16 protein-coding genes and 1 tRNA gene are annotated in these 21,057 nt (G+C 64.8%); 9 read left to right on the forward strand and 8 right to left on the reverse strand.

Annotation, left to right across the window (positions count from 1 at the left end; all coding sequences use genetic code 11):
• Position 1: 1 nt before the first annotated feature.
• The 3 genes from ACT54L_RS05565 to ACT54L_RS05575 are packed head-to-tail and all read right to left on the reverse strand — an operon-like array spanning position 2 to position 3,218.
• Positions 2-1,876 carry an FUSC family protein gene (locus ACT54L_RS05565; protein WP_476084559.1) on the reverse strand — a complete coding sequence of 625 codons (1,875 nt, stop codon included), beginning with the start codon at positions 1,874-1,876 and terminating at the stop codon, positions 2-4.
• The gene (gene mdtN, locus ACT54L_RS05570) at positions 1,860-2,909 is read right to left on the reverse strand and encodes a multidrug transporter subunit MdtN (RefSeq protein ID WP_476084560.1); all 1,050 of its coding nucleotides are present in this window, start codon (positions 2,907-2,909) and stop codon (positions 1,860-1,862) included. Before mdtN ends, ACT54L_RS05565 begins: the two co-directional genes overlap by 17 nt.
• A gap of 3 nt (positions 2,910-2,912) precedes the next feature.
• A complete protein-coding gene (locus ACT54L_RS05575) occupies positions 2,913-3,218 on the reverse strand; it encodes a YtcA family lipoprotein (RefSeq protein ID WP_476084561.1) in 306 nt (101 codons plus the stop codon).
• Positions 3,219-3,547: 329 nt separating this feature from the next.
• On the opposite strand from ACT54L_RS05575, the gene ACT54L_RS05580 reads away from it, so the two are divergent.
• The 6 genes from ACT54L_RS05580 (at position 3,548) to ACT54L_RS05605 (ending at position 11,364) form a co-directional block, all read left to right on the forward strand.
• A tRNA-Val gene (locus ACT54L_RS05580) sits at positions 3,548-3,623 on the forward strand.
• A 400-nt stretch (positions 3,624-4,023) separates the two neighbouring features.
• A complete protein-coding gene (locus ACT54L_RS05585; RefSeq protein WP_476084562.1) occupies positions 4,024-5,865 on the forward strand; it encodes a glycosyltransferase family 2 protein in 1,842 nt (613 codons plus the stop codon).
• Positions 5,862-6,932: a glycosyltransferase family 4 protein gene (locus tag ACT54L_RS05590; RefSeq protein ID WP_476084563.1), complete on the forward strand. Its 1,071-nt coding sequence runs from the start codon at positions 5,862-5,864 to the stop codon at positions 6,930-6,932. Before ACT54L_RS05585 ends, ACT54L_RS05590 begins: the two co-directional genes overlap by 4 nt.
• A 67-nt stretch (positions 6,933-6,999) precedes the next feature.
• On the forward strand, positions 7,000-7,665 hold the full coding sequence (locus ACT54L_RS05595; protein ID WP_476084564.1) for a hypothetical protein: 666 nt from the start codon (positions 7,000-7,002) through the stop codon (positions 7,663-7,665).
• Between the two features lie 726 nt (positions 7,666-8,391).
• Positions 8,392-10,551 carry a tetratricopeptide repeat protein gene (locus ACT54L_RS05600; RefSeq protein WP_476084565.1) on the forward strand — a complete coding sequence of 720 codons (2,160 nt, stop codon included), beginning with the start codon at positions 8,392-8,394 and terminating at the stop codon, positions 10,549-10,551.
• A gap of 138 nt (positions 10,552-10,689) precedes the next feature.
• Positions 10,690-11,364 (forward strand): FkbM family methyltransferase, encoded by a 675-nt coding sequence (locus ACT54L_RS05605; RefSeq protein WP_476084566.1) that lies wholly within the window; start codon positions 10,690-10,692, stop codon positions 11,362-11,364.
• A gap of 197 nt (positions 11,365-11,561) precedes the next feature.
• On the opposite strand, the gene ACT54L_RS05610 is transcribed toward ACT54L_RS05605, so the two are convergent.
• The 4 genes from ACT54L_RS05610 to ACT54L_RS05625 all read right to left on the reverse strand — a co-directional run bounded on the left by ACT54L_RS05610 (position 11,562) and on the right by ACT54L_RS05625 (position 16,308).
• Positions 11,562-11,741 carry a hypothetical protein gene (locus ACT54L_RS05610; RefSeq protein ID WP_476084567.1) on the reverse strand — a complete coding sequence of 60 codons (180 nt, stop codon included), beginning with the start codon at positions 11,739-11,741 and terminating at the stop codon, positions 11,562-11,564.
• Between the two features lie 133 nt (positions 11,742-11,874).
• Entirely contained in the window at positions 11,875-13,314 is a 1,440-nt protein-coding gene (locus tag ACT54L_RS05615; RefSeq protein WP_476084568.1) for a glycosyltransferase, read from the reverse strand.
• A 130-nt stretch (positions 13,315-13,444) separates the two neighbouring features.
• Positions 13,445-15,280, reverse strand: a complete 1,836-nt coding sequence (locus ACT54L_RS05620; RefSeq protein WP_476084569.1) for a hypothetical protein — start codon at positions 15,278-15,280, stop codon at positions 13,445-13,447.
• 44 nt (positions 15,281-15,324) lie between these two features.
• Entirely contained in the window at positions 15,325-16,308 is a 984-nt protein-coding gene (locus tag ACT54L_RS05625; protein WP_476084570.1) for a DUF6492 family protein, read from the reverse strand.
• Between the two features lie 406 nt (positions 16,309-16,714).
• Here ACT54L_RS05625 and cysD point away from each other — a divergent pair, with 406 nt between their 5' ends.
• Genes cysD through cysQ form a run of 3 tightly spaced genes read left to right on the forward strand, consistent with a single transcriptional unit; the run spans position 16,715 to position 20,342 of the window.
• Positions 16,715-17,647: a sulfate adenylyltransferase subunit CysD gene (gene cysD, locus ACT54L_RS05630; RefSeq protein WP_476084571.1), complete on the forward strand. Its 933-nt coding sequence runs from the start codon at positions 16,715-16,717 to the stop codon at positions 17,645-17,647.
• Positions 17,647-19,575: a sulfate adenylyltransferase subunit CysN gene (cysN, locus tag ACT54L_RS05635; protein ID WP_476084572.1), complete on the forward strand. Its 1,929-nt coding sequence runs from the start codon at positions 17,647-17,649 to the stop codon at positions 19,573-19,575. The genes cysD and cysN overlap by 1 nt, the downstream gene beginning before the upstream one ends.
• Entirely contained in the window at positions 19,575-20,342 is a 768-nt protein-coding gene (cysQ, locus tag ACT54L_RS05640; RefSeq protein WP_476084573.1) for a 3'(2'),5'-bisphosphate nucleotidase CysQ, read from the forward strand. The genes cysN and cysQ overlap by 1 nt, the downstream gene beginning before the upstream one ends.
• Positions 20,343-20,348: 6 nt before the next feature.
• On the opposite strand, the gene ACT54L_RS05645 is transcribed toward cysQ, so the two are convergent.
• Complete coding sequence (locus ACT54L_RS05645; RefSeq protein WP_476084574.1) at positions 20,349-21,026, reverse strand: ribonuclease HII; 678 nt, start codon at positions 21,024-21,026, stop codon at positions 20,349-20,351.
• Positions 21,027-21,057: the final 31 nt, after the last annotated feature.

Consider the following 21,057-nt stretch of genomic DNA (forward strand, 5'->3'; position numbering starts at 1 on the left):
CTCACCCCGCCACCGCCGCCCGCAGGCGGTCGAGCCGCGCCCGGATCGGCACGGGTATGGTTGCATCTTCCGGTGCCGCCGGAAGGGCCGCGCCCCCCCGCACGGCCGAGGACAGGGCAGAAAGTTCGCCGGCAACAGATTCAAGATCGGCGTCCGTGAACAGCACCTCGCGGTTGAGGGCCTCGACATCTTCCGACACCTTGCGCAGCCGCGTCTCCCCCTCGGGGGCGGGGCGCAGGGCCGGCGGCTCGAACGGCAGGAGGGCCAGTGCGTCCTCGGCCTCCGTCAGGCGTTCGCTCACCAGCGCCGCCTGACCCACCGCCCCTGGCCGCAGCGCGGCCGGCACCTGCGCGATCCGCGCCAGCGTCGCCAGGGCCTCCGACAGGCGGGTGCGCACCACCGGCTCGATGGGCGCCGGCCAGATGCGGGTAAAGACGAGATAGACGATGAGATTGCCCAGGAGGATGCCGATCACCCTGTCCCGCGCCGTGCCAAGATCGAGGCTCGGTCCAAAGCCCTGGAGCACACACAGGAGATAGGCGAGCGCAATCTGCACCCCCGCATAGGCGATGCGCTCCGGGCCGGACGACACCCACGCCCCCACCAGCGTGCCCGCAAAGACCAGGACCATGAGCCCGCCCACGCCTTCAAGATGGGGGATCGCGAACAGGATCGCCGCCACCCCCATGGCCGCGCCCACGAGGCACCCGCCAATGCGCAGTGCGAGCTTGTGCACGGTCTCTCCCGTGGTGCCGAGCGCCGCCACGTAGCAGGTAATCATGGCCGTATGGATGCCCTGCCAATTCATGCCCGCATAAAGAATGTAGCAGACCATGGCCGCGAGCGTCGTCTTCAGCGCGAAGCGTTGGTAATCAGGATTGGTCCAGGCATCGGCGGCGAAAAAGCCTGCCTTGCCCCCTGCCGCCTGGGGCGAAGGCGGCTCCGCCCCGGCCATGACGGCGAGGGCAAGCCGCATGTCCCGCTCCGCCGGGCCGGCCTCGCGCGAGGCGGGTGGCGGCACCGGCATGGCCTCGCCCCGGTTGAGCGCCGCCAAGGCGGCGCGCACCTGCTCGGCGAGGGTGGTGCGGGTTGCGCCGGGAAGCGCCTCGCCCCCTGCGGCGGCGAGGAGGAGAAGATAGGAGGCGTCCACGTCCCGCGCGATCTGGCGCGCCGCGTCCGTGGAGACCAGATGCAGAAGGCGCACCCGTCCGGCCTGCTGCTGGGCCTCGCCATTGCCTTCGCGCAGGAGCGCGTCACCTTCCTCCGCCGCCCCCTCCACGCCTTCCAGCCGGTCGGCGGCCACCATCAGCCGGCGTCGCAGCGTGTCGCGCAGCAACGCGACCGGGAAACGCCCCAGCAGCAGATTGAACCCCACCATGAGCGCCATGGGCATGGCGACCATGTCCCAGGCATAGCGCAGCCCCACCGTGATGACATCACCCACCGGCACCTGGTCCACCAGGGTCAGGGCGAAGGCGATGACCAAAGCGATCACGCCGCCCACCTCGCCGAGCTTGCTGGCGGCACCGATGAACAGGAGCCCAAAGGACACCAGCGCCATGGCGGCGAGGCGCAGCAGGGGCGCATCCGCCGTCCATTGGGCGAGCAGCACCACGAAGGCCACCACCAGCGTTACCAGCACGACGAGGCCGATGGCCATCAGCAGGCTTTGGCTGCCATCGGGCTTCATGACGAAGATGACCAGATAGCAGGAGATGGCCGCTTCCGGGATGTGATAGGCCATGGCCACCGCCGCCACGATGGCGCACAGGAGGGCCGCCCGCCACGTGAGCCCGCCGCGCCCCGGCAGCGGCGCGAGATCCGCGATCACTTGCCGGACGAGGCCCCGGCCGGCCGGCTCAGCAGCGGTCGCCATGGCGCACCACCGCCACTGCGGAAGCCCCCACCCGCATGAGATCGGCCGGCGGGTCGATGAGGCGGATCCGCACCGGGAAGCGCTGGGAGATGCGCACCCAGTTCAAGGACTTGGGCAGATAGGGCAGCGCCCGGGGAATATTGAGCAGATCCTCCGAGGTCACGCCCCAGCCGATGCCCTCCACCCGCCCCTCGATGGGAATCGAGCGGTTCGCCAGCACATAGATGCGGGCGCAATCACCCACCGCGATGCGGTCCAGCTCGGTCTCCAGGAAGGAGGCGGAGGCGTACCAGGCCTGCGTCACCACCAGGGTGAACAGGGATTGGCCCGGCGCCACCACCTCTCCGGTGGCAACCGTCAGCCCCACCACGCGGCCATCATGGGGGGCGCGCACCTGCGTGCTGGCGAGATTGCGCTGGGCGATGGCGAGCGCCGCCCGGCGGGCATCGACCAGCGCCTTGGCGCCATCCAACGTGCTTACCAGCACGTCGGCGGCTTCCGCCTGCTTCAGCGCCTGGGTCAGGCTGACGCGGGCATCGTCGCGGGCCGTGCGGGCATCGTCCACTTGCTGGGCGGTCACATAGCCCTTGGGCAGGAGGGCGGAGAGGCGCGCCAGGGTCTGCTCGGCCAGGGCCAGATTGGTGCGCGCCCGCGTCACCTGCTCGCCGGCGATCTGCGCATTGGACTTCTCGGCGGAAATGGTGCGGCGCTGCGTCTCCAGCGCCGCTTCCGCTACCGCCAGATCGGCGGCCGCCTGCTGCGCGGCCAGCCGATAGGGCTCATCATCCACCGCGAAGACCAGTTCCCCCTGCCGCACCGATCCATTCTCGGCCACCGCAATGGTGACGATGCGGCCGGGCACCGAGGCGGCCACATGGACCACATTGGCGGTGAGAATGGCGTCCTCGGACAGGGGATTGAGATCCGCCTTGTGGAAATAGAGCCAGCCCAGCCCGACGCCCGCGGCGATGATGAGCGCCGCCACCGTGGAGCCGATCAGGCTCTTGCGGGGAGAATAGGCGGAGGGCGCCATGGCTCAGCGCCCATAGACCAGGAGCGCCAGCGCGAAGGCGAGGCCCGCGCCGAGGCACGTGTAGACCAGGAGCCGCCAGGGCAGGACATCGTCCAGTCCGATGCGGATGAAGACCGCCCGCACCACCAGGGCCCCGACGATGCCGAAGGCCGCACACGCAAGCCAGGCGGGAAAATAGGCGCCGAACAGGGGAAATGACGGGCTCAAGGGCTGCCCGCAGCCGGCCAGGAGCGGCGCCAGCAGCAGGGCGGGAGCAATGCCCCCCGCTCCCCCGGCAAAGCCTTTCAGGCTGCCCCCTGCGCGCGTCATCCCATCCCCCGCCGCCGCCTGATCCGCTGGCGCCCTACGCCGTTCCTGATTCCCAAACCAGACCTTAACGCAGGGCGACGTACGTGTCGCGACAGCCCCTTGCAGGCAAACAGGCGCAGGCCCGGTCTCCCGCTCCCGAAGCCGCCTCACATCCCCCACCGGCCCTCCCGCCCCAACAGCGCCGCCCTGGCGGCCGACGAGGGCGGCTGCACCGGCGCGTGGAGGACGTGCGCGGGGCAGGTTTACGGCCTCCCGCGTTCATCCTATATGCAGGCGTCGGTCTGCGACGGTGTCCCCCACGTGCGCCCTGGCGCAGAGCGGAGACGCACGGGCGGTTAGCTCAGTTGGTAGAGCATCTCGTTTACACCGAGAGGGTCGGCGGTTCGAGCCCGTCACCGCCCACCAGCCGTCTGGCCGCACTTTTATGCCGCAGCGCAAAAGCGGGCCGACGTGCCCGGACCGACGCAGCATAGAGACCTGCGAACACGGCAAGGGAGACGTTCCAGGACGAGCCGGTCTCCCAACGGAAACCTGTGCAGCTCCAGGTGAGTCCGCGTGACAGACCTGTGACGTAAGCACCTCATTATACCCCCCAACTCCCGCTTGCGCCGTGGGGCGTCCTCGGCGCGTTGCCTCGGCAACCCAAGCGTGCGCTGCGGAAGGTGGACTTGGATACTAAAAAACAGTCATATTATCTTACCAAACGTCGTAATTTTGCGATCTTTCGTTGCGCACGCGTGCTGCGCTGCGGTAAACTTCCGCCACGGGATGAGCTTATAATAATACCAACGCAAGGTCGCTGCTCGTGGATGGCTATTTTTTTGATGCCGAGCGAAGCCTCTTGTTCGGGCGCGTTGGCGTTCCCGAGGGGGCGGCGCAGTCCTGGGTCACCATCGAATGTGCCGGCCGGCTGTTCGCCACTCTGGAGGCGGGGGAGCCCCCCCATCCCTCCCTGGGGCCGGATGAGGGGTTCGCAGGCTTCTCCTGCACGATCCCCGCGCTGATCCGGGGCGCGTCCGGCTGCCCCATCAGCATCTGGGATCTCGGCACGGGCGAACGGATCAAGGGGCCCCTTCATCTGCCTCCCGCGCCTGACGCGGAGGGGTCGCCGGAGGAAGAGGAACTTTCACCCGGGCACGAGCCCCGGCGGTGGCCGCAGGGCTTGGCAGGGGTTCTCAAGGCTGGTCTGCATGAGGTGGCCGAGAACCTCTGGTGCCATGTGGACGCAGCAGCCGGCCCGGCCCTGTTTGATCGAATCGATGGCGCACGGTTCGCCGATGCCCCCAGTTGGGCGCTCCGCATCCGCACCGGACAGTCCGCTCCCCTGGTGTTTTATCTCAAGCTGCCGCGCTCGCTGTCCGATGCGAAGGCCGATATCCGGCTTTATGCCCGCCTGCCCAAGGCGGAAACGGATGCGGCCCATGTGCAGGCCGACTTCATGCTGACCCGCTGGACCGGCACCCAGTTCGAGCGCCTGCGCATGCTCAAGCGCGCGCGGGTGTTCCGCCCCTTCGGCGCGGTGGATTTTCCCTTGCGCAATGCGGACGGCACCTTCGAGTTCGAGCCCGGCGAAGACGTCTATCTCACCATCGCCTGCGCGGGCACCGGGTTGGTCCTGTGCCCGCCGGTGGCGGCGCCTTCGCCTTTCGGCGGGGCAACATTCGAGGACAACCGCCTCAATGGCGCCCTTGCCGCCTGCCGCGTCCTGGGCGAGGTGCATGAGCGCGGTCTGGACGAGAAGGTGATGCCCGGGATCGCGGGACCTTCCCCTGCGGCACCGCAATATGGTCAAAACATACCCTTCACCCAGATCATCATACCGGTTTACAACGGTGCCGACGTGGTAGTGGACTGCGTCGCAGCGGTGCGGGACCGTACCGATACACCGTTCCAAATCCTTCTGATGGATGATGGCAGTCGTGGATATACAGCTGAACTTCTACGGAAGCTCGCCGCGTCAGATCCGCGGATCGTGCTGTATCGCCGCGACATCAACCGTGGCTACACCAAGACCATCAACGAGGCCGTCAAGCTCACCAGCGCGGAGTGGGTGGTGATCTTGAATTCCGACACGGTGGTGTCCCAAGGCTGGCTACGCAAGCTGCACGCAGCGGTGCCGGTGGTGCCCAACACGGGCATGGTGGGCGCGCTGTCCAACGCGGCCACCTGGCAGTCCATCCCCCACGCCAAGAAGCCGGACGGCTCCTGGTCCAACAACGATTTCATCGAGAGCCGCCACGTGCCGCAGATCCAGGCCATCGTGGAGGCGCACACCGAGCGCGCCTATCCCACGGCGCCGGTGCTCAACGGCTTCTGCACCCTCATTGCGCGGGCCGTGTTCGAGCAGTGCGACATCTATGACGAAGACGCCTTCCCCATGGGCTATGGCGAGGAAACGGACCTGTGCCTGCGCGCCCGCCGCGCCGGCTTCAAGCTGGTCATCGCCGATGATTGCTTCGTCTATCACGAGAAGAGCGTGAGCTTCGGGTCCGCCACACGGTCCAAGCTCACCCGCGCCGGTGGCTTCGAGCTGCGCAACAAGCATCTTGGCGTCACCATTCCTGCCCTTGAACAGCAGATGCAGCGCGAGCCGGCCATGACCCGGCTCCGGGCCAAGCTGTCCCAGCTTGAGACCATGCTGTCATGAGCGGCCCTCGGATCATCTTCATCCTGCCCGTGCGCGGGGGCAGCGGCGGCGCCCATTCGGTGATGCAGGAAGTCACCGCCCTGCGCGACCTGTCGGTGGACGCCTGCATCGCCGTGAACGAGCGCAACGTGGCCTCGTTCCGCGAGGTCTATGAGCGCTTCGAGTGGATCGAGCAGGGGGTTCTGTCCTTCGTCGGCCCCAAGGATCTGTCCAAGATCACGGCGGGGGCGGATCTCGTCATCGCCACCACCAACACCTCGGCCCACACCATCGCGGAATCGCTGGAAGGGGTGCGCTCGCCCTCGTTCCGCGTGGGCTATTATGTGCAGGACTACGAGCCGCTCTTCTATGATGCCGCGAGCATCGAGCACACCATCGCGGTGGGCAGCTTCGCGGTGCTGAAGAACTGCACCTATTTCGCCAAGACGCGCTGGCTGTGCGACATCGTCCAGATGGCGCATGCCCATGACGTGGCGCAGGTGGTGCCCTCCATCGATCACACCATCTATAAGCCCGGTGCGCGGGTGAATGGCGGACGACGGCGCCTGTGCGCCATGGTCCGCCCGGACACGCCCCGGCGCGCCCCGCGCCGGACCATCGATGTGCTGAGCCGGGCCGCCGCGGGCGAGTTCGGCCCCATGGATGTGCTCACCTTCGGCGTGGACGCGGAAGATCTGGCCCATGCGGGCTTCACCCTTCCCGACGGGGTGGAGCTGATCGGCAAGCTGAAGCAGCCGCAGGTGGCCGAGCTGCTGCAGTCCTGCGACTTCTTCCTCGATCTGTCGGACTACCAGGCGTTCGGCCGCACGGCGGCGGAAGCCATGGCGTGCGGCTGTATCTCGCTCGCGCCCGTTCTGGGCGGAGCGCCAGAATTTATAGAAGACGGCGTGTCCTCGTTCCTCGCGGATACGACCAGTCCGGATTCGGTGACCTCCGCGCTGCAGCGCATGGTGTCCATGTCGGATGCCGAGCTGCGGAGCGTGAGGTTTGCAGGATTGGAGGCGGTTTCCGGATTCACTCCGGTGCGGGCGGCTGTCTCCGAACTCAGGGCCTGGGGCTTCGGTTGAATGCCTTTGGCTCTCAACAGGAGGGTCGTCCGCGGATCTCCACGGTATCCAGAAGGGGTTGACTGTTATGAAGTATGAGAACCTGTCATTTATTGACTTCGGGGCGGGCACGGGCAAGTCGTTTGGCTTCGCCACCTCCATGTCTCCTGGCAACGGCCTTGCGATCGACGTACAAGAAGCCGCCGTCGCCGCCTGCCGCGAAAAGAACATCCCGGCTGAAGTCGCCGACGTCCTGACCTTCGACGAGCGCAGTGTCAGCCAGGCGACGTTCGCCATCAGCCTGTTTCAGGAGCTTCCCGGGCGCGCGGCGTTCCGCACCGCTCTCATCAACATGCTCCGGGCCGCCAATTCCTTCACGGTGGTGCAGCACAATTACTACGACGCCGATTCCGAGCTTGCCCGCAAGGGCCTGTTCCTGCCCGGCAATTTCGACAAGCGCACGGTCTTCAAGCCGACGCTGAGCGATTATGTGGAATTCCTGAACACCTACAAGCAGGCCCTCGCCATCAGCGGGCTCGCCGTGTTCGCCCACGGCACTGTGGCTCCCGAACCCTTCGATCTGGACGGTGAATTCCGCAGCGACGCCCCGGTGGAAGAATATCCCCGCTCGTTGCGGGTGGTGTTTGGCCGCAAGCATGTGAACCGCTTCCGGCCCGGCATGGTTCGTGCCCAGAAGGGTGATCTCATCTTCCTTTGGGAGAATGCCGAGAAGGAAGAAAAGCCCGAGGAGTGATTTTCCGCCTCGGTTTCCGGTGCCAGATCCACGAGGCGCATTGGCCTCTTGGAGGGTACTGTTGACTGTGCAATTGTGGCCCTGACGCCTGAGCTTGACCCTGCCGGATCCGATGGCAGGGTCAGCCCATGCCAGTCTGGGCCAACGCAGGGTGGCCCGTGTGCTGTGGCCCGTGACCATGCGCCGGAGGGCATTGCCCTTTGTACTTGAGCATGTCACGGCCCGCATGGCGGTGCCGTTTCTCTCCGCCCCGGTGGAGCGAAGGTCTGCGGCAGTGCGGAACGGGGGACGCAGGGTGAAAAGGGCGGCGGCGTCATGGTGAAGGTGGGTCCCGCGTCAGATCGCCCGGCAGGATCGGGCGGCCCCGTCGAGATCGTGTTCTCCGATTCTCCCCCCTCCCGGCCGGTGGAAAGGCCGGAGGCCCAGTGGCAGCCGGCCCCTCGTCAGCCCCCGCCCCCTCCCGTGCCGCCGTCAGTTCTCCCCGCCTCGCCGATGCCGGCGCGGCCCAGAACGTCCGCGCCGCCCCCGGCTCCACCCGCGGCGGGCGACGTGCGCACCATCGTGTTTTCGCGCGTAGCCCCGGCGCCCCGTGCACCCTCGCCGTCCCAGGAGGCGCCCCCCACAGCGTGGGCCCCGTCACGTCCTTCCCCGACGGAGCCCCTTGCCGATCGCGCGACCGCCCCTTGGGAGGCGCAGGCCCTTGCCCCCCAAGACAGGACTTCGGCAGTGCCGGTGCGGGAGACGCAGGCGCGCCCAGCTCCCCCGCCATCGCCCGCCCCCGCGCCCTCGCCCGCCCCGGATTATGCCCCGGTTTTCGCCGCCGCTCCTGATCCCGCGCCGGCACCGGCCACCCCGCCCCAGCAGTTCAGCGGATGGCTGGACGGGCTGTCGAACGGACGCTGCCAAGGCTGGGTGTTCGACAAGGCCGCGCCGCACCGGCGGGTGGACGTGGAAGCGGTCTGGGGGGGCGCGGTGATCGCAACCGCCACCGCCGACCAATTCCGTTCCCTCCTCGTGACGTCGGGCATCGGCGATGGGCGGCATGCGTTCGCCATTCCGGTGCCGCCGGACCTCGACCGGTCTCCAGAAACCGACCGCAAGCTCGTCATCCGAACCGCTGAAAGCCGGGTGGTCATCGGCACGGTGACCATTCCGCGGCAAATGTCTCTCAATGAGCTGGTGGAAGAGGCGCGCGAGTGCGAGCGCAAGGGCGATCTGAACGCCGCGCTGGCCTATGTGGAAGCCGCGCTGGCGATCGACAGCACGCTGGTGAAGGCCCTGTGGCTGGGCGCGCGCGTCGCCTACAATCTGAAGGATCAGGAGAAGGCCCGGGTTCTGGCCGAGCGCGCCGCCTACCTGGACCCGTCCAATCCGCGCCCCGCCGTCATTCTGGCCCGAATCGCGGATACCGAGGGACGGGCCGAGGATGCCTTGCGCCTCTGGCAGGCCATCCCGGAAGGTGACACGGCGTACAAGGAAAGCCTGGTCAAGTCGGCCCGGCATCTGCTGACCTTCGCGCGTCCGCTGGAAGCCCTGCGGGCCGGCCAGAAGGCACTCAAGTTGGACGGCGCCGACAAGCAGGCGCGGCGCGTGCTCGCCGAGAGCTACACGGCTCTGGGCGCCACGCCTCTCGCCTTGGCGGCGTGGCAGTCCTTTCTCGAGGTGGCGCCCGACGACAAGACCGGCCTTGCCCGCATCAAGGCGCTGGATGCGCTGGTGAGCAGTGGCAGCGGCCCGGCTGCCGATGACCCGGACATCCTGCTGAATTCCAGCCTGCGGGATTGGACACGGGCCAGCAAGGGGCATGTGTCGGCGCGCGAGGAAGTCACCGCGCACGTGTTCCTGGCCCCGTCCACGCCGGGCACCCGCGTGTCCTATCATGTGTGCCGGCCGCAGGAGGTTCGCTTCGACCGCCTGCCCCATTATGGGCTGCGCCTGCACACCGAGGGCGCGGGGTGCCAGCTCTCCTTCGCCCTCTCGCCCAACGCTCCCACTGTCGTCGGGGATGGGGTGCGCTTGTCCTTCGAGGCGCGCACAGAAGGCGAGAACCCGTTCCTGGCCCTGGCGCTTCGTCTGACCGGCACCGCCGGGGACGGCCAGCCCTATGATCGCGCGGTGTGGACAGGCCATGCCGGCCCGCGCGCCCGGCTGCTGCCGTTCGACTTCGTCCTGTCCGCCGCCGAGTGCGACATGATCGCCGCCGGCGCCCTGTCGCTGACCATGGCGACCTCAGCGCCCGGCACCATCGTCCTTCACGCGCCCCGCCGGGTTCAGGCGCTTGTGCCGCCCTCCCCCTTGGACCCGGGCAGCGAAGACGCCGTTGCCGCCCGCAACCTTGCCGCCTTGCTCGGAACGCCCGACCGCGCGAACACGCCGGCCTCCGGGCCACACATCCCGCCAACCCGTGTCGGCTATCCCTTCGTGGATATCGTCGTCTGGGGGGAGGACGGCGGCACCGTCAGCGCTGCGGTGGCCCGCGGGCTGCTGGGCAGCGCGGTCCCATTCCAGGCCGTCATCCTTGACGGCGTCTCCCACCCCGCCCCGGATGCGCCCGAGCCCCTGCAACGGCTGGAACGCGACAGCCGCGTGCGCCGTGCGCCCAGCTGGTCGCCGCACGAGGCCACCGGCGACTGGATCTGCCTGCTCCGCGCGGACGCGGACCTGTCCGGCGTCGACTGGCTTCCGGAACTCCTGGATTTGGCGGTGACCACGGGGAGCCCGGTGGGCCAGGACGGGCCAGGCCAGCCAGCGTGCGTTTTGATGCAGCGCGCGCAAATACGCGCGGCGTGGGAAGCAGGCAGCGTTCAAGGTAAGACCGAAGACGAGACTCAGATCAGGTCCATTCTTGCGAGTGTTCCTGGCCGAATGGACAAGATCCGCGTCTAAGGCGCGGATCTTCTTTCGTTTTCCCCGCGCTGACTGACCGGCAGGGACGTCCATCGGCTAGGAATGATGGGGCGCCCTTGCTGAAAACACAATCATAACATGCAAAAGATAAAATTTTGCAAGCAAGGGAGGCAATAGATGGCTGGAAATACTGAAGGGTCTAGCTCGGCCCAATCTGCTCGACTTCCTCAACCCTTTCGGGAGATTGAGTACCGTCTTCCGGGTTACCAGTTCAGGACAATTCTTGACGTTGGCGCGAATGTCGGCCAGTCATCTGTGTCCTATGCTCAACTTTATCCAGGAGCGAAGATCTGGTTCTTTGAACCAGTGCCCGCGAGCTACGAAAAGGCCAGCGAGGCTCTTTCGGGCTTTCCGAATGTGGTTGGGGTTCAGGCAGCGGTCAGCGCGCGCGATGGCAGTCTGATCATGGAGGCCCGCGGCACCTCCACTGGCAACAAGGTCGTGTCCTCCGCCGGGGGCCGGGAACATATTGAAGTCAGGACGCTCTGCCTTGACTCTTTCGCCACGGCCAACGCGCTGAGCCGTGTGAACTTCCTGAAAATCGATGTCGAGGGACATGAAACCGAGGTGATTGCCGGCGCAAAAAATATGCTTGCGCACACGGATTTTGTTCAGCTGGAACTTGGCATGAACCTGGGAAACAAGCTGCACACCCCGTTCAACAAGGCCGTCGAGATCATGGACGCACTCGGATTCTCCGTCTTCTTGATCTGCAAGCAGATGTACGAGCGCGGCTTTCCTGAACTCAACCGGTCCGACACGGTGTTCATCAACCGCAAGACGACTGTGTGAAGGTGATGGGACGCGTCGTCGCGCTGTCTTTCGGAGCACGGCCGCGCGTCCCTCTTCCTACGACCGTAAAGATCTAAGATTTTTGGGAGGTCTCGCAGCCGTCTAGGCCCTGCCCCCCCCGCGCGCTCCCTCATCGACACCCGCCGCCGCCCAAGCGGAGCTGGATATGCAGCATCGCAACCCGCAAAATGCGGTTTTCAGGCTACCGCTTCCTCGGGCGAGGTGGGCGCCGTGATGAACCGGCTGACGCCTGCCGCTGCTGCACCGAGCTGGCCAAGGCCCTTCCACCAGGACCAAGGTTTCACATTAGGCTCCGCCAGCAGGGGCTGTTTACGGGAAAAATCGATGCCACGCACATCGATAAGCAACGAGCTCATCCCACCGCAAGGGCCACCGACTCATAAGGCGGGATGAGCGACACAACTAGCACCATTCCAAATAAAGAAGACGCACGCCGCAACATATCCCTTTAGGGCGAGCATCCTTTACGGGTGGAATGCAAATCGAGGATCACACCCCCAAGATATTTTGCGTCCTATACAAAATAGACGTGGTCTTGAGGACTGCGCCGCCCGCCGCCAATCCAACCAGCTTCAACTGCTTAAATCCCTTTTCCTTGAGGGATTCAATCGAGTGCGCCACCTTGGGCAACTGGCTGTCATTGACAACAATGATACCGGACGCGGACAGGGATGCGATCGACACGGCCAACGTCTCCAGGAACAGGGCTCCAGGAACCGAGACAACATCGAACTGTCCACCGCTTGCGCGGGCGGTCTTTATCATCTCGGGCACATCAACCACGTGAACGACCGGCGCCTCATCACCAAGGAGCGCCCGAACCTCAGACACGGCCCGAGCCTCCGTGTCCACCGTGAGGGCCAGCTTGGCGTGCGTCGCCCACCATGCCGTGGAAAAGGTCGAGGAGCCCAACTCCAGGACCCGCGCCCCGGCAGGCAAGCGATCCCGCAGGAGGGAAACGGCCGCGACACTGAACGGGGGTACGACCTCGCCCGATTCAACCGCAATCCCCTGCGTCGCGGAAGCGAGCCACCCCTTGTTGGCAAAGCCCTCCTCTTCGCGCAGGAACCGCTCCAGCGCCACTTGCACCGGCTGCCGGTAAAGCCACGGCGAGAGCAGTGTTTTCTGCTTATCCGTCACGAACGTGCGCACGTAGCGCTGCACGTTGATATTGTTCGCCTCCATTTCGGCGATGAAGTCGTCCCGCTCTTCATCCGTGTGCCAGGGATGGCGGTAGATGGGCTCCTGCTTGATGCGGGTGAACAATTCCTCGTTCTTCTGAACATTGTCCCGATCCTTGAAGGTCGGAGCGTCGTCCGCAATCATACCGCCGGAAATGTAGAGGTTGGCCTTGGCTTTGACGCCGTCTTCCAACTCGACGGTCTTGAAGCCTCCGCCCGCACGCTTGATGCGTGTGGTCCACTCCGCATGGCCGACGCCATAGCCCTTGAAGCGACTGTCGAAGAAACCGACGGACCGCATCAGGGAGCCGGAAATGCTGGAGCATTGAGCCGTGGACTTGTTGTTCACGATGGGATCAATGGCCGTTCCCGTGCCGGAGATCGCCCATTGCTGAAGCTTCGGATGCGCATACGACACATGACCGAACAGCGCCGTGGCCACGCGCCAATGAAAATCCCAATTGTCTTCGGTGGGGAGGCAGTCGTCCTCCACCAAGAGGATCGGATCGCAACCCAACGCCTCTAATGCAAACAATGCGCGATTCTTATTCCAGCAGACGCCCCGGTTGCGTCCGGTAATCACGCGCACCTTGGAAGACCTGCAAAAGTCGACGGTATCATCTTGACTGCCATCATCGGCGACGACAACCAAATATTCAGACTTGGTATGAGCCCGGATCTTGGCGAGGCAACGCTCAAGATAGGCGCGCCGATTGTAGGTGACGACGCCGATACCAATTTTGGACATTCCCACCTCTCTCCACCGACCCACGACATGCACCATACAGGCACCACGGACCGATTCAAACATGCGCCCGTCCCTTTTCGGGGGCGGGGCTGGTTCCATTGCGCTCAAATAAACGGCATGCTCTGCGGGATTATTGGAGCTTCAGATCCATCTCTCGATCGTGGAATTTGATCGATGCGCGATCATCTCCAAATCGCTGGCTAAGAAACGGGCTTTCCACCACATAGGACGGGTTGAACTGCATTGGCTTCCCACCCACAAGGGGGGCAAAATCCGCAGCCAGCGTGACCTCAATACCTTCAGCAGGCTGACGCACCGTTACATTTCCCTTGTCGACAACAATCTCGAGAGCCCGCACATGGGCCATGAAGGCGTCGAGAGACGCGAAATTGTCCTTGGACCCCGCCTCGATCACGAGCGCGGCATTCTGGTCTTCGGCTGTCACGAAGTTGCCGGCCCAGGCGTAGCTCCCCCACGCAGGGCGGATCGCCACATAGGCCGCGCCTTCCAGGAACAGCCAGCCATCCGCCTCTGTCCGCGCCAGCGGCTCGCCCACCCACACCCGCATATTGGCGGCGTTGCGGCCGAAAGGTGGGGGGAAGCGCCGCACGATCATCGTGGCCTTGTCCTGCACAGCGGCGATGGCGTTGTAGCTGCTCCTCTTGCCGATGACCTCCGGCATCACCACAACGCGGGCCTTCGGATCGCCGGACATGACAATCCCCGCCCATCTGTTCTGCGAACTGATCGCCGCCAGCTTGGGCGCCGCCTGGACCTCATTCACCGCCGACGACATGATGAACGAGCTCGTCACATAAGAATACCGCAGGATATGCCCGGAATCGTCCGAGAGAAAATAGTAGCCATCGCGGTTCGGCGCGCGGGTAAACCCCACAGCCCGCGTCCTCACCTCATAGGGCCGACGCGTGGAGGCGCTCACCGCCATTTCCCTCACAACATCAGGCGGCTCATAACCACTGGTCACCATGGTCATTTCCGCAAAGGCGATGGGCTCTGTCCCGCCGCTGCCCAGGCCGAAATACAGATAAGCCGACGTCGCCACCGGCGTGCCGCTCTCCACGAGCCCGGGATAGGAGCGCGCGCGGCTACCGCCATGAATACCACCCACCTGCTCCTGAGCCCATGACGCCCACCAGAAATCGATCGCGGTCTTCGCCTGATCTCTGAGTGCTCGATCCTGTGAAAATTCTAATATATTGTAATATACAGCCAAGGTATATTTCGAATATGTCGGCGAAAAGAACTCGACCGGAAGCCCAGCCATCGCGCGCTCGCGGAAATACCTCACAAAAAAGTCATGCCATGCGACCGCCTGCTGGGTCACCGTCGACCCATCGGCATAGATAAGATCCGAGTGGTTCCGCTTTGACTGAAACACCTGCGCGATCGCCCAACAGGCGCCATCTCGTTGCGCGCTGATATTCTCGGACCCCCAGATGTTCCAGACATTCCGCGTAGCATCCGCCAGAGTGCATTTTTCCCGAGCCCAGTCGGAAAACTTGGCGTTCAAGCCGCGCTCCACATCACTGGAAATGTGCAGGGCAGACGTCGATCCGGCGCCGAAAAGCTCCACAATCCGGAACAGCGCGCCAACTTTCCAATGGAACTGGCGCTTCCAATCTCCCATATCAAAGCGCGCAAGGGCCTGCATCAGGTAGGCATTGGCCCGGTCGCCACTCGCAGTATCCCCTGGTAGTGCCGTATAGAGCACGGACAGCGCTGTGTTTATCTGCCCCAGGACGCAGGGATCTTCGACCTCGTCGCTCTTGCAGGCCAGATCCGGCCACGGCTTGTCGTTCTGCCGATTCAAGAACTCCGCCCGGCGGGTCTCAATTCCGGGCGTAAGATCCCTCGCCCGAGCGAGGTCGAGGCAGAGCCAAAAGCTCGCCGCGACGAGAAGTGCGCAAACCAGATGCGGAACGGAGCGCTTAGGGTCGAAAAACACCGCGGACTCCTTCCGAGGTCGGCGTCGAATGGCAGAGTGACTGCTCAGGCCTCCACGACAGCCGCGCTGGCCTCGACCTTTTCGGCGTCCGCATCGACCTTGTAAGACTGAATATAATCGAGAGCTGCCGCCTCGCTCTCAAACAGGCCGCGCTCTGCCCACAGTTTGGAAAATGCGTCAATCTCCGCCTCGCATAGGTTCGGCATACGAACTCTGTGCACGGCGAAGAACTTCGTGGTCGGCAGAAACGCGCGACGTATCAACATATCAATGCCATTCTGGTCTTTTGGAGACGACTTGAAGAATGTGACATTTCCGCCAGACTTGAACTCATAGATATCCTGAATGGATGAATTCAAATAAACTGAATATGCATAATACAACAAGAACTCCGTTGAGCGATGCTTCAGAGCCCCCTCGAGGAAAGTATAAGAAAACTCTTTTCGGTCCAATCTTTCGATAGCCTGGATAAGACCCGCCGCAATGTCTCGATACATCATGTACGGGGTCGTCGTCGGAAGTCCCAGTTCCAAAAGCTCCTGAGAAAGCTCGACACCGAAGTAAGAAAATCCGCCTTCAAGCAGAGCTCGAAACGCGTGCTTGGCCTCGTAATTCACCGGAGAGACGAAAGGCAAGCCGGACTGAGAAAAAAGATCCTCCCGCGAAACGGGATTGATCAGGTGGTTCTTAGCATCCAGAACCAAAACGAGCGGCATCTCGCAAAGCGAGAGCATTTTCAGCTTGATGACCTGCTGAACCTGCCACCCCTTGGCCCGAGACTGCGTCTGGCAAATCTGATGCCTCAGGACGACTTCAACCTTTTGCGAGAGCCATTCAGGCAAAGAAGAGATGACGGTGAGCAAAGGGGCCGGGGCTGCCGCACTATTCCAAACAACCATGAATTTATTAAGTAAAGTCGGATCAAAAAACCTTGCAACCGAACGAGCCTGGAGTGCAAAACTCCCAAGGTCGCCCTCAAAAGTCACGGTCAGAAGGTCGATTTTTTCTGCATTTCGCTGAATCTGCATGACATTCCTTTTATCGGATTTGGGGTTTTTCAGTCAAGAGATCCCCCACCGTAAGAAAGAGCGTATGCGGAGTTTAACAACCTCAAAAGGAAGAAGCCAGACGCCAGCTCCCGCACCTTCCCACGTTGAAAGTGCGTGAATTTGTAAAATACAAATTTCACCACTTGTGTTTGGTGTTTTCTCTGGACTAATGTCCGGCTCATGTCCCGTATCGAAGCCCTCTCCCTCTGTTGCGGCCCCGTCATGGGCGCGCCGATGCCCTCTCGGGGGCCAAGGCGGCGGGCGGCCTTGAGGGTGCGGACGAGGCGGCTGGCGTTTAGGATCAGACGCGCGGCGGCGCGCCCTGCATGCTGAGACACGCTCGATTGAGATCAGACCTTTTCAGACAGGCCCCTCGGAACACCCCATGCTGACCCGCCTTCCCACGCCCCCCCGGATGGTCCCGGACCTTACCCACCTCCAGCGGCTGGAGGCCGAGAGCATCCACATCATGCGGGAGGTGGCGGCCGAGGCGGAAAAGCCGGTCATGCTTTATTCCGTGGGCAAGGACAGCGCGGTGATGCTGCACCTGGCCATGAAGGCGTTTGCGCCGGGCACGCCGCCCTTCCCGCTCCTGCACGTGAACACCACCTGGAAGTTCCGGGAGATGATCTCCTTCCGCGACCAGCGGGCGCGGGACCTGGGTTTCGAGCTGCTCGAATGGATCAACCACGACGGCCTCGCCCGCGGCATCAACCCGTTCGACCATGGCGGCCTCTATACGGATGTGATGAAGACCGAGGCGCTGAAGGCGGCCCTCGATCATTACGGCTTCGACGTCGCCTTCGGCGGGGCGCGGCGGGACGAAGAGAAGAGCCGCGCCAAGGAGCGCATCTTCTCCTTCCGCTCCCCCGGCCATCGCTGGGACCCCAAGCAGCAGCGGCCCGAACTGTGGCATCTTTATAATGCCCGCAAGAACAAGGGCGAGACCATCCGTGTCTTCCCTTTGTCCAATTGGACCGAGCTGGACATCTGGCAATATATCTACAAGGAGAACATCCCCATCGTGCCGCTCTATTTCGCCGCCGAGCGGCCGGTGGTCTCCTATAACGGCCTGACCATCATGGTGGATGACGAGCGCATGCGCATCCCGCAGGGCCAGACCCCGCAGATGAAGTCCATCCGCTTCCGCACGCTCGGCTGCTACCCGCTGTCCGGGGCGGTGGAGAGCACGGCACGCACCTTGCCGGAGGTGATCCAGGAGATGCTGCTGACCACCACCTCCGAGCGGCAGGGACGCGCCATCGACCATGACAGCGCCGCCAGCATGGAGAAGAAGAAGCAGGAAGGGTATTTCTGATGGCCCACGTCGCCTACCAGGACCAGCAGGCGGACCTGCTTGCCACCGATGTGGACGCCTATCTGCGCCAGCATGAGCACAAGAGCCTCCTGCGCTTCATCACCTGCGGCTCGGTGGATGACGGCAAGTCCACCCTCATCGGCCGGCTGCTCTATGACAGCAAGATGATCTTCGAGGATCAGCTGGCGGCGCTGGAGGCCGATTCCCGGCGCATGGGGACGCAAGGCCAGAACATCGACTTCGCCCTCCTGGTGGATGGGCTGGCCGCCGAGCGCGAGCAAGGCATCACCATCGATGTGGCCTATCGCTTCTTCTCCACCGCCAAGCGCAAGTTCATCGTCGCCGACACGCCCGGCCACGAGCAGTACACCCGCAACATGGTCACCGGCGCCTCCACCGCCGACCTCGCCGTCATCCTCATCGATGCCCGGCGAGGGGTGCTCACCCAGACCCGGCGCCATTCCTATCTCGCCTCGCTGGTGGGCATCCGCCATGTGGTGCTGGCCATCAACAAGATGGACCTGGTGAATTACAGCCAGGACGTGTTCAATCAGATCCTCGCCGACTACACGGGCTTTGCCAGCCGCCTGGGCATCGCGGACATCACCGCCATTCCCATCTCCGCCCTGGCGGGGGACAACATCACGCAGAAGAGCGGAAACACCCCCTGGTATGAGGGGCCCACCCTCATGGCCCATCTGGAGGACGTGGAGACGGTCACGGACACCCGCTCGGCCTCCTTCCGCATGCCGGTCCAATGGGTGAACCGGCCGAGCCAGGATTTCCGCGGCTTTTCCGGCCTGATCGCCACCGGCACGGTGGCGCCGGGCGATGTGGTGCGGGTGATGCCGTCCGGCCGCCAGAGCACGGTCACGCGGGTCTATCTGGATGGCGACCTGCCCGTGGGCGTCGCCGGCCAGTCGGTGACCCTCACCCTGGCCGACGAGATCGATTGCAGCCGGGGCGATGTCATCACCGGCGTGGATGATCCGGCGGAGGTGTCCGACCAGTTCGAGACCACCGTCGTGTGGATGAACGAGACCGCCTTGCTGCCCGGCCGATCCTATCTCATGAAGATCGGTGCCAAGACGGTGACGGCCTCGATCACGGCGCTGAAGCACAAGGTGAATGTGAACACGCTGGAGCAGACCGCCGCGCGCCAGCTGGAGATGAACGAAATTGGCCTGTGCAACCTCTCGGTCAGCCAGCCGGTGGTGTTCGATGCCTATCAGGACAACCGCGACACGGGCGGCTTCATCCTCATCGACCGTTTCACCAATGAGACGGTGGCCGCTGGCTTCATCCATTTCGCGCTGCGCCGGGCACAGAACATCCATTGGCAGGCGGTGGACCTGGACCGCACGGCCCGGGCCGCGCAGAAGGACCAGAAGCCATTCGTGCTCTGGTTCACCGGCCTGTCGGGGGCGGGCAAGTCCACCATCGCCAATCTGGTGGAGCGCCGGCTCTTCTCGCTCAACAAGCACACTTACATGCTGGACGGCGACAATGTGCGCCATGGCCTCAACCGCGACCTCGGCTTCACCGAGCGCGACCGGGTGGAAAATATCCGCCGGGTGGGCGAGGTGGCGCGGCTGATGACGGATGCGGGCCTCATCGTGCTCGTCTCCTTCATCTCCCCCTTTCGGGCCGAGCGGCAGATGGCCCGGGATCTCCTGCCGGTGGGGCAGTTCCTGGAAGTGTTCGTGGATGCCCCCCTCTCGGTGGTGGAGGACCGCGATCCCAAGGGGCTCTACAAGAAGGCCCGGCGCGGCGAGATCGCCAATTTCACCGGCATCTCGAGCCCCTATGAAGCGCCGGAGAATCCAGACATTCATATCCTCAGCGCGTCCCTTGCCCCAGAGGCAGCGGCGGAGGAGATCATCGCCGCGCTGGAGGCCCGAGGGCTGCTGCGCGGCGGGGAGAGATGATGGACGGGGCCAGGCTGAAGGCATTGCTCACGGCGCTGCGGCCGGTGGCGGAAGAGGCGGGACGGGCCACGCTGGCCTTCTATGGCGCGGCGGAGGCCCGCACCAAGGACGATGGCAGCCCCGTTACCCAGGCGGACGAGGCCGCCGAGGCGATCATCCTGCCCCATCTGCGCACCCTGACGCCGGACATTCCCGTCATCTCGGAGGAAGAAGCCTCCAAGGGCCTCAGCCCCACCGTGGTGGGCAGCCGCTTCTGGCTGGTGGATCCTCTGGATGGCACCAAGGAGTTCCTGTCCGGCAATGGCGAGTTCACGGTCAACATCGCCCTGATCGACCAGGGCATCCCGGTGTTGGGCATCGTGGCGGCGCCGGCCTTGGGCGAGACCTATTGGGGGGCGGCGGACGCCGCCTTCTTCGCCGACAAGGACGGCACGCGGCCCATCCATGTGCGCCCCGTGCCGCCGGAGGGGCTGGTGGTGGTGGGCTCGCGCTCCCATGGGGATGCCCAGGCCATGGCGGAATTCCTCAACGGCCGGAAGGTGGCGGAGTTCCGGGCCGCCGGGTCCTCGCTGAAGCTGTGCCTGGTGGCGCGGGGCGTGGCCGACCTCTATCCGCGCTTCGGCCCCACCATGGAGTGGGACATCGCCGCCGGCCATGCGGTGCTGAAAGCCGCGGGGGGCAGCGTGAAGACCTTTGCGGGCGAGGACCTCTGCTACGGAAAGCCCACCTGCCGCAATCCCCATTTCGTCGCCTCGGGCGCCGCCTGAGGCGCCTCAGGCGTCCTCGCCGAACAGCGCCAATTGCTGCTCGCGCACGGGGGCGAAGGTGGCGCGGTGGTGGCGGCAGGGGCCGTGGGTGCGCAGGGCGTCCCCATGGGCGCGGGTGCCATAGCCCATGTGCCGCTCGAAGCCATAGGCCGGGAAGGCCGAGCCCAGCCCCGCCATCAGCCGGTCGCGCGTGACCTTGGCCACGATGGAGGCCGCCGCGATGGAAGCGATGAGGCCGTCGCCGCCCACCACCATTTCCAGGGCGCAGGAGACGGGCGGCGGGTCGTTGCCGTCCACGAACACCAGAGCCGGCGCGCGCGGCAGGCTGCGCACGGCGCTCGACAGCGCCCACAGGCACGCCTGGCGGATATTGTCCCGGTCGATCCGCGCCGGCGGCGCCAGGGAGACGGCGACCTCCGCCGTGGCACAGATCTCCGCAAACAGGGCTTCCCGCCGGGCGGCGGTCAGCTTCTTGGAATCGTCGAGGCCGCGCGGCACGCGCTGGGGATCGAGGATCACGGCGGCGGCCACGACCGGTCCTGCAAGCGGCCCCCGCCCGGCCTCATCCGCCCCGGCGATCGGCCTGAATCCGGCCGCATATCGCGCGGCTTCCAGCTCAAAGCCGAGGCCAGCTTGAGGCGCCGCTTTGCGGCGGGTGGCGGGTACTGCGATGGTCGCCTTCACGTGTCCCTCATCTTCCCCGGCCCGGCGCCCC

The organism is Aquabacter sp. DMC10 (assembly GCF_056314145.1).